The organism is Lacticaseibacillus styriensis (assembly GCF_030770295.1).
Classification (GTDB): domain Bacteria; phylum Bacillota; class Bacilli; order Lactobacillales; family Lactobacillaceae; genus Lacticaseibacillus; species Lacticaseibacillus casei.
Map to the genome: position 1 here is coordinate 1002961 of NZ_CP132483.1, position 12079 is coordinate 1015039.

At 46.3% G+C, this 12079-nt stretch carries 12 protein-coding genes; 10 read left to right on the forward strand and 2 right to left on the reverse strand.

From position 1 onward, the window contains the following. The first annotated feature begins 18 nt into the window (after positions 1 to 18). From LACSTY_RS04855 to LACSTY_RS04890, 8 genes are all read left to right on the forward strand, one after another. Positions 19 to 1032: a class I SAM-dependent methyltransferase gene (locus tag LACSTY_RS04855; protein WP_087911880.1), complete on the forward strand. Its 1014-nt coding sequence runs from the start codon at positions 19 to 21 to the stop codon at positions 1030 to 1032. A 343-nt stretch (positions 1033 to 1375) separates the two neighbouring features. Next, a complete protein-coding gene (locus LACSTY_RS04860; RefSeq protein WP_025013834.1) occupies positions 1376 to 1834 on the forward strand; it encodes a hypothetical protein in 459 nt (152 codons plus the stop codon). A gap of 286 nt (positions 1835 to 2120) precedes the next feature. Continuing rightward, the gene (locus LACSTY_RS04865; protein WP_025013835.1) at positions 2121 to 3482 is read left to right on the forward strand and encodes an amino acid permease; all 1362 of its coding nucleotides are present in this window, start codon (positions 2121 to 2123) and stop codon (positions 3480 to 3482) included. 291 nt (positions 3483 to 3773) lie between these two features. Further along, positions 3774 to 4538: a lysophospholipid acyltransferase family protein gene (locus LACSTY_RS04870; protein ID WP_087911881.1), complete on the forward strand. Its 765-nt coding sequence runs from the start codon at positions 3774 to 3776 to the stop codon at positions 4536 to 4538. Then, complete coding sequence (locus LACSTY_RS04875) at positions 4535 to 5374, forward strand: glycosyltransferase (protein ID WP_087911882.1); 840 nt, start codon at positions 4535 to 4537, stop codon at positions 5372 to 5374. The genes LACSTY_RS04870 and LACSTY_RS04875 overlap by 4 nt, the downstream gene beginning before the upstream one ends. Further along, on the forward strand, positions 5375 to 6331 hold the full coding sequence (locus LACSTY_RS04880) for a glycosyltransferase family 8 protein (protein ID WP_087911883.1): 957 nt from the start codon (positions 5375 to 5377) through the stop codon (positions 6329 to 6331). It begins immediately after the preceding gene. Next, complete coding sequence (locus LACSTY_RS04885; protein ID WP_087911884.1) at positions 6328 to 7197, forward strand: lysophospholipid acyltransferase family protein; 870 nt, start codon at positions 6328 to 6330, stop codon at positions 7195 to 7197. The genes LACSTY_RS04880 and LACSTY_RS04885 overlap by 4 nt, the downstream gene beginning before the upstream one ends. 239 nt (positions 7198 to 7436) lie before the next feature. Beyond that, a complete protein-coding gene (locus tag LACSTY_RS04890) occupies positions 7437 to 9731 on the forward strand; it encodes an alpha-galactosidase (protein ID WP_087911885.1) in 2295 nt (764 codons plus the stop codon). Positions 9732 to 9842: 111 nt separating this feature from the next. On the opposite strand, the gene LACSTY_RS04895 is transcribed toward LACSTY_RS04890, so the two are convergent. Together LACSTY_RS04895 and LACSTY_RS04900 are read right to left on the reverse strand one after the other, a co-directional pair. Continuing rightward, entirely contained in the window at positions 9843 to 9968 is a 126-nt protein-coding gene (locus LACSTY_RS04895) for a hypothetical protein (RefSeq protein ID WP_257789391.1), read from the reverse strand. A 13-nt stretch (positions 9969 to 9981) separates the two neighbouring features. After that, complete coding sequence (locus LACSTY_RS04900; RefSeq protein ID WP_087911886.1) at positions 9982 to 10290, reverse strand: hypothetical protein; 309 nt, start codon at positions 10288 to 10290, stop codon at positions 9982 to 9984. A 428-nt stretch (positions 10291 to 10718) separates the two neighbouring features. On the opposite strand from LACSTY_RS04900, the gene LACSTY_RS04905 reads away from it, so the two are divergent. Both LACSTY_RS04905 and LACSTY_RS04910 read left to right on the forward strand, forming a co-directional pair. Continuing rightward, complete coding sequence (locus LACSTY_RS04905) at positions 10719 to 10919, forward strand: hypothetical protein (RefSeq protein WP_087911887.1); 201 nt, start codon at positions 10719 to 10721, stop codon at positions 10917 to 10919. A gap of 393 nt (positions 10920 to 11312) precedes the next feature. After that, positions 11313 to 11600 carry a hypothetical protein gene (locus tag LACSTY_RS04910; protein ID WP_151466801.1) on the forward strand — a complete coding sequence of 96 codons (288 nt, stop codon included), beginning with the start codon at positions 11313 to 11315 and terminating at the stop codon, positions 11598 to 11600. Positions 11601 to 12079 lie beyond the last annotated feature (479 nt).

Consider the following 12079-nt stretch of genomic DNA (forward strand, 5'->3'; position numbering starts at 1 on the left):
TAACGAGGAGGCACTGGTTTGGCAAACGAACATCTTGAAAAGCTTTACCATGTTTTAGATGACAGCACGACGATCTTGAATCAACAGTTGAAGACATCTTTTATTGCGGCGATTACTGAAGCCGGAGAGGATCTTGACTCAGGTGAGGTGATGCAGGAAGATGGTTTGCCTAATGATGAGGCAAAAAAGAAGCTAACCGCGCTGTTTGATCAAATTAAGCTGGCTACCTATGAGCCGGAAGAAATTCGTCAGGCGTTACAGTTGGTTTTGGTGAAAGCTATTAAAGTCGATGGGATTGAGCCGAACAAGCAAATAACGCCGGACGCGATGGCTAGTCTGGCAACATTTATGGTCACCATCTTTGTTCAACAACATCCCGATCAACTGAGGGTTGCTGATTTGGCGGTAGGAACCGGAAATTTGTTGTTTGCGGTCATGAATCAGCTTCACAAGGCCTGGAATGTCGAAGTCAAAGGCTTTGGCGTTGATAATGATGAGGCGTTGCTGGCAGTAGCAGGAATGAGTAGCAGTCTTCAACACTTAGACGTTGATTTATTTCATCAAGATGCTTTGGACAATCTTTTGTTTAAAGATGCTGACGTGGTGGTTTCAGATTTGCCAGTGGGCTATTACCCGGTTGATGAACGCGTTAAAAAGTTTGCGACTGCCACCAAGAAAGGCCATTCTTATGCGCATCACCTGTTAATTGAACAAAGCATGAATGTCCTGAAGCCGGGCGGATTAGGCTTGTTTTATGTGCCTAGTCAGGTGTTTCGCTCTAAAGAGGCAGAGGGCTTAACCAAATGGCTGGCAAAGGCCATGTATTTTCAGGGTTTGTTAAACTTGCCAGATGATTTTTTTGCCGATAAGAATGCGGAAAAGAGCCTATTGATTTTGCAAAAGCCAAGTCCAGACGTCAAACGCGCTAAGCAGGTCTTACTTGGGCAGTTTCCGGACCTCAATGATCGTGACGCATTTGCGGCCTTTATTGGTAAGGTCAAGGATTGGGCGGCAGCCAATATTGTGTTGTAAATAACGTTGCATCAGAAGTGTTAGCGTCAGCTCATTTTATTTCAGTGGCGCACTGCTACACAGAAGTACTGCAATATTTTATCAAAACCAGACAGACACTGGAGACTTAAGCAACGCGTCTCCAGTGCCTGTTTGGTTTTCTTTGCTGCCCTCATAAACGCGTTCCCTGGGCCAGAAACCTGCGTGTAAGGACCTTCCAGGGCAAATGGCCAAGACCGGGCAATCACGCCTGAGGCCACTTACACTCCGGTTTCTAACCGCGCCAGCTCGCGCTCTGCGAGTGGGTTCCTGCTTTTTAGCGCGCAATCGGTTAGAATAAGTTATCACCAACAGGAGGATGTTTATGTCGTTATTAAGTATTGCGTATGTTTTAATTGCTATTGTTTCGGTCGGCGTCACCATTTTTGATATTGTACATGTGCGGATCCGCGCAACGCCAAAAGTCTGGCGAATCGTTTTTTATCTGGCGATTGCCGCTTTTAGCCTAGTCCTAACGCTGCAGCAAAGTCGCCATTTTGACGATTTGGTCAGTGGCGGCTTCATTGTGGTCATGTTTCTTTGCTTTGCAAGCTGGCAAAAAGGTTTGGCGGATCCTGCTATTATTGGCGGTTTGGGCAGTATTCGGATGTATCAAAATCTGAGTGGACTCGTTTTGCAGGCACAAGGCACCGGGACACTTTTATTAGCACAGATGGGGCAGGTGACGGTCTTAAGATTGCACTTCCGCCAAGCGCCGCAAACCCTTCAAAGCTTCCTGGTAGATAAAATGGCACCCGAGCAAATTAAGATTGTCGATCAGTGATTGGTTTGGGGTTTTCTGAAAATGGTGTATAATTTTTCTAATACGGACATTCGTTAAACGATATGTACCATTCCTGATAATGACACGATATTGCTATGATCAATTGGTTGAAAGTACCTGTCAGTGTTTGTTGTCGTGTATGATGGCATAACAGCGGTCGTATTGTCATATTCGAATTTAACATCCAAACTTTTAAATTTGTCGAATCGAAAACATTTGGCTAAGAAGTCGGTTTTTTACTATCTTCTTAGCTGACCCGGGTCATTTATATTTAAGGAGGAAGCGCATGCAAGCCGAAAAAGATGATCAACCTGAACTCGCGCGGAATTTGAAAAGTCGCCATGTTCAACTGATTGCGATTGGGGGTACCATTGGAACTGGTTTGTTTCTTGGTTCCGGTCAATCTATTCACTCGGCCGGTCCTTCGATTTTGTTTGCTTATTTAATAACTGGTGGCATTTGTTTCTTGTTGATGCGGGCATTGGGCGAGTTATTGATGTCTGATGTGGATTCGCACACATTTATTGACTTTATTACCAAGTATTTGGGAAAAGATGCTGGCTGGGTCACAGGCTGGACTTACTGGATTTGCTGGGTCGCGCTGGCAATGGCCGAAGTGACTGCCATCGGCTTATACATTAAGTTTTGGTTGCCTGACGTTCCGCAGTGGTTGCCGGGCTTAATTGCATTAGCTGTCTTGCTGTTACTGAATTTGGTTAGCGTCGGGCTTTTCGGTGAAGCGGAGTTTTGGTTTGCGTTGATCAAAATTGTCGCGATTATTGGGCTGATTGTCCTGGGCATTTTCATGATGATTGTTCGTTTCAAAACGCCGCTCGGCCATGCGAGTCTGGCTAATCTTGTCAATGATGGGGGCCTTTTCCCCAAAGGATTTGGTGGCTTTTTAATGTCACTGCAAATGGTTGTGTTTAGTTTTGTCGGGATCGAAATGGTCGGGTTGACGGCAAGTGAGACAAAGGATCCGCATAAAGTGATTCCCGAGGCCATTAACGAAATTCCGATGCGGATTCTGTTATTTTACGTAGGCGCGCTATTTGTCATCATGTGTATTTATCCATGGCGGCATGTTTCGCCGGTTAACAGTCCCTTTGTTGAAGTTTTCAATAACGTGGGTATTCCATTTGCCGCTGATATCATCAATTTTGTTGTGTTAACTGCTGCAGCTTCGGCATGTAATTCGTCTATTTTCAGTACTGGTCGGCTACTTTTCTCATTGACGGTCACCGGTAAAAGTCAATCAGCGCAGTGGGCGGCCAAATTGTCACGGCGGCAGGTGCCGGCTCGCGCGATTTTGATCTCGACGGCTGTGATTGCCGTGGCGGTTGTTTTGAATCTTTTCCTTCCTGGCGCGGTTTTCACGTTGGTTTCAAGTATGGCCACGATCAGCTTTCTGTTTGTCTGGGCCATGATCATGTTGGCGCACTTGCGATATAAAAAGTTATATCCACATAAGGAAGGCTTTCGGATGCCGTTTTATCCAGTTTCGGATTACCTTGTTTTAGGGTTTCTCCTCCTGACCGCTATTATCATGCTGTTCGATCGGGCAATGCTTTCGGCACTGATTTTTGCGGTTGTTTGGATTGCAACACTCTTTATATTACGGCGGTTACGACGAGCTGCAAAAGCGTAAAAAATCGGGTTGTTGAACATTGACAGTAATTTGAGCGATCACTTAACTTCTCTTTGACGATTGCCGGCTAAAGCCTTTTTAATGATGTGTATAGATTGAGTGACCACTTGCCATTTTTAAATTTAGGATTGACTAACTTTGCTGACGCGTTATGCTGTTAGTGGGTCGCAAATTGTTTTGGTGGCGTTATTTTTGTTATTAATGGTGATGGTACCGTTCTTGGCTTGAGAGCGGAGTGGTTTACGTTCGGGCGCCATAACATGTTCACTCACGGGGAGAGAGGAGATCTTGATGGCTAAAGTTTTGACTTATCGGCGGTTGACCGATGACGTTGTTGCAGCGCCTAATCAAAATTCCGTCATCCCTGCTAATTATCGGTGGCAGCCTACGCGTGGGTTTCGACTGAAAGCGGATCTTGTTTATGGCGGATCATGGCTGTTTGCCCAAGGCTACTGTCGCATAAAGCTGCATGTCCGCAATCGGCAGGCTTTTCGTCAGGCAGCCGGTCGCGGTTATTTTGTCTATGGGAATCATACCCAGCCGTTTGGGGATGTTTTCACACCAATGCGGGTAAACCAGTCACGTCGAGTATTTACACTGGCGTCTGCTGCTAATTTGAGCGTTCCGGTTCTTGGCCGTCTGGTACCTTATGGCGGGGGTGTCCTGGTTCCGCGGCGTTTACATCAGTTGCGAGATTTCAATGCCGAAATTCGCCAGCTTATTCAGGCTAAGCATGTTGTCATGATTTATCCTGAAGCCCATGTCTGGCCGTATTATACCGGCATCCGCCCGTTTGAGACCGGTGCGTTTCATTATCCTGTCGAACTTGATGCGCCGGTTTTTGTGACCACCATGACGTATCAAAAACGTCACTGGCGGCGCAAACCGCGGCGTATTTTGTATGTCGACGGTCCATTTTGGCCTGATCGTCAACTCCCAATCAAGTTGCGGCAACAAAAGTTAGCCCAGCAGGTAAAAAAAGTCATGACGAACCGTGCCACTTTAAGCAATACCGAGTATATTCGATACCAACAGGAAGGGAGGGCGCGGCCGTGACCACCAATATTTTGTTTTGCGGTGACGCGAGCATGACAGACGGCGTTTTGATTGCCACATTGTCGCTAATGAGGCAGACGCGCCACCCGTTACATATTTTTATTTTGACGGCGACGTTAACTGTCAAGGGCCATCATTACCAACCGTTCGCTGCTGAGACAGCTGAGCGGATGGCGAAGCTGATGCAGGCACAGAATCCGGCTCATCAACTGACGCGGATTGACATCACGGACCAATTCTTGGCTAATCCACCGCTTGCTAACATGGGCACGATGTTTACGCCTTACTGTATGCTTCGGCTGTATGCCGATTTAGTGCCGGAGTTGCCCGATCGCGTATTGTACCTGGATACGGATGTGATTTGCCGTCGCCCGTTTGATGCGTTTTACAATCAATCAATGACGGATGTTGATATTGCCGGTGTCTTAGATCATTATGGCAAATGGTGGTTTCATCATCGGCTTGCCTGGTTCGATTATCTTAATTCCGGCGTGCTGTTGATGAATCTTGCCCATATTCGGGAAGATGGTTTGTTGGTTCGGTGTCGGCGGCTGGTTCGGCATCGCTGGCTGTTCATGCCGGATCAAAGTGCTTTGAACATAAAGGCTAAATTCAAACGAATCTTGCCGCAAAAATATAACGAACAACATCAGCTTAAACCGGATACCGTCTTTCAACATTTCACGACTTTTTTCCGTTTCTGGCCATATTTTCGGATTGTGACCGTCAAGCCTTGGCAGATTCAGGCGGTGCATCAGCAGTTAGGCTTACATGAATATGATGATTTGTTAAAAGATTATCGGCATCTAGCCCCTAAATTGAAAGAAGTGTCTTAAATGACCAATACGACCACGGTTCCAATTTTCTTTTCGGTAGATGATGGGTACGTCCCATGTCTGGCCGTTGCGCTGACCTCGATTCGGGCGAATAAAAATCCCCAAGTTGATTTTGAAATCAATATTCTTAACAGCGGCTTATTGGCGGATAACCAAAAGCGACTGGCAGCATTGGCAGCACCGCACTTTAAGATCCGATTCATTGCGATGGATGCGGTGACAAAACAAATTAGTGGCGATACAAATAAGTTACGCGGCGATTATGTGACGCTGACAATTTATTTTCGGCTGTTTATTGCCGACATGTTTCCCCAATATGATAAAGCTATTTATATCGATGCCGATACGGTAGCCGATGGGGATCTAACCACCTTATTTGCAACGGACATGGGCGATCATTTATTTGCCGGCGTGGCTGATCCGGTGATGATGACTTATCCGGAGACGATTGAATACATCCAACGTGATTTTGGCGTTCAACCAGGCGAGTATATTAATTCGGGCGTGTTATTGATGAATCTGGCTCAGTTGCGGAAGGAACACTTTTCAAGTCGGTTCCTGCATTTGTTGAAAACGTACCATTTCACAATGATTGCGGCTGATCAGGATTACATTAATGTCATTGCACAGCATCGAATCAAGTACTTACCGAAAATCTGGAACATGCAAACCGGCGTGCCGACCGCTGCAGAACCTGGTGGTAAGCTGATTCACTATAATCTTTTTGGTAAGCCGTGGCACTATCAAAATGCCAAGCTAGGCGACCGGTTCTGGCATTACGCGCCGGCTTCGGGGTTTGAAAACGATTTGAAGCAGCAGTTAGCGGCGTTTACGCCAGCTGATCAACAAGCCGATCGCGACAGTATGGCCGGCATGTTGAAGACCGCAGTCCAGGCATGTCATACAAGTAACACCATCTTGAATGCCGTCAAACATGGTGAACAGGTGGCGCTATGAAATCGGGAAAGTTTGTCGGACCGGATCGGGCGGCGGTGATTGAGAACATTCGCCGAGCGGTTACTGCCAAAACGTTCAACGTCAAAGTCGAGCAGCATGATCCGACTTTTTCCGAAGCTGAGGAAACGGCGATCATCAACCGCTACCTGCATCAGCGACAGGCCTGGTCGTTTCGGCTCAAAACATTGATTTGCCGCCTCATGGTGAATGCTTACGCGCTGCGGGTGACAAAGGATGTCGACGTTGTTGGCATTGATAAGATTCGCTCCATTAAAAGTGGCGGGGTCATTACCAGCAACCATTTCAGTCCTTTTGAAAATATGGCGGTACGTAAAGCGGTCCGTTTGGCAGGTCGTCATCGGATGTATATCGTGAGTCAGGATACGAACTTGGCCATGAAAGGGCTGTTGGGGTTTGTCATGAACTATGATGATACGATTCCGTTATCCGGGCGACCCAGTTTTCTGAACGGCCCGTTTATGCAAATGCTGACGGCGGCGTTTAACGGGCATCATTGGGTTCTGATTTATCCAGAACAGGAGATGTGGTTTAATTACCGCAAACCGCGGCCACCAAAGCGCGGCGCTTATTTTTACGCGGCATCTGGCAATGTGCCGATCATTTCCTGTTTCACGGAAATTCGCGATCTGCCGGCCAGAGAGAATCAACAACTGCGGGAAGTTCGCTACATTCTCCACGTCCTTGATCCCATTTATCCCGATCCCAAATTATCGGTTCGGGACAACAGTTTTCAAATGATGCAACGCGATTACCAGCAAAAGTGTCGTGCCTATGAAGCTGCTTATCATCGGAAATTGACGTATACCTTTTCATCACAAGACATTGCAGGCTGGGATCCGCAATAATAAAAAGAAGCCGGGAGCCGTTTTCAAAATTATGAAAACAGTTTCCGGCTTTTGTGTATGGATGCGAACTGACTTCATTTCTGCGATTGGGGAACATTTTGCCATTTAAGCGAAAAGTATTCGCAGGCAAGTGCCTGGTGCTCATTGAGAAAATTCATAATTGCTTTTTCAGAAAACAACATCTGCGCAAATTCTATGCTATAACGAAGGTAATGAACAAAATCAAAGGGGGATCTCAATTGATCGACGTTATTCACGATCATGCCTTTCATTTGTATAATCAGAAAATCAGTTATCTATGTTCGCTGTTGCCAAATGGGCAGCTTGGGCACCTTTATTTTGGACCGCGACTTTCACTAACCAACACAGACTTGGATTATTTGTCACAAGGTTCCAGTCCGTATGCCTGGATGGCTAATTTTTCTAGTGACCAGCCTTTTGCTTTAGGCGATGCCCAGCAGGAATATCCGGTTTATGGTACCGGTGATTTTAGGCAAGGTAGTTTAAGTGTGACGCAGGACGATGCACCGGTGTATCCGAATTTTGTATTCAAAGACTATCATATCAGTCACACGAAAATGCGTGATCTTCATCATCCGACCAGTTTTGGTAACCCGGCTTTGACGGATGTTTTGACGATTCATCTGGAAGACGAAACGGCACAATTGTTACTGACGTTGCAATATACCATTTTTTCCGACAGTGCGACGGTGGTTCGAGCTGCGACTTTGACCAACCAAGGCTCTGAACCGGTGATGATTCAGCGGATGTTGAGTGGGGTCTTGAATCTGCCGCAGGGTCGATTTGATGTTGTGCACTTATCTGGTAATTGGGCAAAAGAGCGGCATATTCAAACTCAGCCACTAACGCAAGGTACGTTTTCGGTCGAGTCGTTGCGGGGGGCCTCCAGTCATGAACAGAATCCCTTTGTGGCCTTACATGCTGTCAATCGGTCGTTTACCAGTGGTGACACTTATGGCGCCAACTTGATTTATTCCAGCAATTTCTTGGATAGTATCGAGGTCAACGAGTGGGATCAGACGCGGCTACTAATCGGTATTCATCCGGCATCCTTTAGTTGGCGTTTGGATCCGAAGACCAGTTTTACCACGCCTGAAGCGGTTTTCAGCTTCAGTTCCGGCGGGCTTGCCGGACTGGCACAGGTCAATCAGCGGTTTGTAGCGCGGCATATTATTGATCCCCAATGGCGCCAAAAAACGCGTCCGGTGGTATTAAACAGCTGGGAAGCAACTTATTTTGACTTAAATGAACAAAAGCTGTTGCGCTTAGCCAAACTCGGGCGCCAAGTCGGGGTGGACTGTTTTGTCCTTGATGACGGCTGGTTTGGGACGCGTGATAATGATCTGAGCTCGCTTGGTGATTGGTTTACCAACAAGCACAAGTTTCCAGACGGACTTGGCCACTTTGCCCAGGAGATTCACGACCTCGGATTGCAGTTCGGTCTGTGGTTTGAACCGGAAATGGTATCACCGCGGTCGCAATTCTTCCAGAAGCATCCGAATTGGGTAGTTCGGCCAAAACGCGGGCGCTTCTCGATCACCCGCAATCAGTATGTGCTCGACTTCAGCAATCCGGCGGTCGTGAACAATATTTTCGATCAGATGCAAAAAGTTATCACCGAAACGCACCTGGATTACGTTAAGTGGGATCTGAACCGGAGTATCACCGAGGCATATTCACCTTATTTGGCTAAAATCGGCCACCCCCAAGGCGAATTTTTCCACCGCTATGTTCAAGGGGTCTATACACTGTATCAGAAACTGTTGACGGCATTTCCGCAGTTATTGATTGAAGGTTGTGCTGGTGGCGGCGGCCGGTTTGACTTGGGCATTCTCTTTTATAGCCCGCAAATCTGGACCAGTGACGATTCCGATGCTATTGAACGGCTGGCCATTCAGTCAGGAACGGCGCTTGCCTATCCATTAAGCTGCATGAGCAATCATGTTACGGCCGTGCCGAATGAACAAGTCGGACGGACAACGCCATTGGCAACCCGTTTTCGTGTTGCAGCGTTTGGCATTTTAGGCTATGAACTCGACTTAACCAAGTTGTCACCAAAAGAACTGGCAATAATCAAGGACCAGATTTCTTACTATCATGATCTGCAGCCGCTTGTTCTAAATGGCGACTTCAGCTTATTGTTGCCGCGTCAATCCAATGGTCAGAATCAGGTGGCATGGTTGCTAAGTGATCATGCCCGTAAGCGACTGGTTTTAGGGTTCTTCCGCGTCCTTGCCGATGCCGACAGTCGGACAGTGCAATATATGAAAATACCGTTAGCCCAGCCGAATCGACGTTACTGGGTGAATGGTCACACCGGACCGATTTCCGGCGACGTGCTTCAGCGAGTTGGCGTCCGCTTACCGATTCAGTTTAATGGTGCCAACCGCGAGCAAGCCCAACTCATTGGTGACTACCAATCTGCCTTGCTAACGTTTGACGGAGTTACCGATATAAAGGCCATTAATCGGCGGCGTGAAGAAGAAGGCAAGGAGAAAGTTGGCCACGTCTGAATAATTTTAGCGCATGAACATCGTTGAACATTAAAAAACACCTGCAGTTGTGACTTGTTCCTAAATTTAAGGGCAAGTTGCAACGGCAGGTGTTTTGCTTTTTTGATTGACTTACGATCGGCGACGCTTGGTCAACAGCAGAATGCCGGAGACAAGACTCATGCCACTGGCGACAACGCCGAGACTGCCGGCGATGATCGTGACGATTGCAATCGGTCGATGCTCGATCTTCTTCATGCGCGCCTCCTTTCTAATGTTGGGCTGGGTCGTAGCTGATTACAATGCACGAATCCTGATTGGGATTTTCAATCCGTTCGTCACTTGATTCATTATTAAGCAGGTCCGGTTCATCGCTATGACGGAATCGGGCTTGGAAAATGGTTTCATCGTTGATTCGTTTGATATAGCGTGCCGCGGCACCCGGACTCACAAGTTGAATGGATGTTGCCTGACCGTTATTAACGGCATCATTCAGTTCAGCAATTGTACCGGCAAGCTCGTCATGCGAAAAACCGGCTGATTCGAGAATGCTAATTAGGGTGGTAACTTCGCGATTCATGGGCATTTTCCTCCTGAACGTGAGCATAAACGCTTAGAAATCGGAGTGTAAGTGGCCTCAACCCTAAATGGCTGTTTAGGTTTGAGATCCTTACATGACGATCTCTGCAACTGCGCACGCGTTAATGTGAATGGGTGGGTTAGGAGCTTTTCAATTGACTCTACTAGTTTAGCAAATCGCTGCTAAACGCAGGTGATCTTTGACTCGGAATGAGGTTAATTTTTAGCGTGAGCTTGCTGAAGCAATGGCAACAAGAGGAGTTTAAGGGTGATCGTGAAGGACATTCTAGGTATACCAAGCCGATTGAGGAAGATCAGACGAAATTCATATCGAATTTCAGGGGGATCCAGTATAATTAACCTGAGCGTGGCTACGACTTAAGGATAACTATTATGTTAGTGAAAAATTTGCCTCAGGGAAGGATCAATATGAATCTTGATAAATATTTATTTAAAAATGTTCGGCTAACCTTTTCTGATGGACAAATTTTGGTCGGCTATATTGATGATGTCACTGAAGCTTATGATAACGAAAATAATGAGCAGTCTATGACGATTATCCCGGCAGAAGGATCACTGAAAGGGCGACCCGTTGAAGTTTTTAAGTCTGAGATTGAAACGGTTTCTTAGTCATCAGTCACGTCCGTCGCAGGAATGACGTTAAACTTAGCTAGCAATCACAAACAAGGATGAGAATGATGAAACTTGAAAGTTATCATAATAAGACGGTCAAAATCGTCCTCACTGATGGTGAAATCATTTCGGGGTACATTGATGAGTGAGTGCCTGCAGAGGATTCTTATTCCGGTAAACAAGAACTTACTATTTCACCTCGCGAAAAGCGATGGCTTGCCATTGGTCCGTATATTTCGCTTTCAGAAGACGAAATTAAATCTATTGAAGTCATTAAGTAATAACACGTCCACCGGGGGAATGACGTTAAACTCGGTCTGCTATCACGAGCATCATTTATGGTTGTCAAAAAGTGTTAATGAACTTCAAATAGGAGAATGGGGTAGAGTAATGCTGACAATGTTCTTATTGACTGTTACACCCGACACGGTGTCATATAGTTTTTATCCAGAAGACGATCGAAAAAAAGGCGGCATCGTAGAAATGAATCGTAATTCTGGCGACATCATTTTTATTTCTAAACCAGAAATGGATTCTGTCATCCTCTCGAGCTACTTAGAACACGCTCGAAGTTCATTAAGCGAGTTGTTTGGAAAAAAGAATTTCCTGAAAAGTGGGGGCGGCTTGGGGCTAATCTCAACACGTTGGTTTTGCGCTGATGTATGTTGTGCCATATAAAGGGGATGAGCTTAGTTGAAATTGAAACCAAATCTTGTTGGGCGTATCGTTGCTATTGAGTTCAAGGATCCCACGGGTGCTGTTACTTTGGATAAATGGTCTCATGCTAAGGTGACGGCTTATACAAGCGAGTATGACGATGAGGACGGAGAGAGTTACGATATTAGATTAGACAATGATCCGTCACTTTACCTTGTGTATGGGCACGAGATAAAATCGATTCGGGTCATTAAGTAATAATAAGTCTACCGCGAGGATGATGTTAAACTCAGCCGGCAAACACAGAATACTAGACGGGCCCCAGCACAAACCGAATATGACATGAATGACAGCACACTGATTGGCCGATCGGGTGCTTTTTTCTTACAACAAAAAGACTTTCTAGTTGCTCATTTTTTTGGATGGAAGTTCTCTTTTGTGCACTTTTTTCGGAGGCCGTATCGAAATCAGGCCCTATATACTGCGGTTTATCGGGGGTA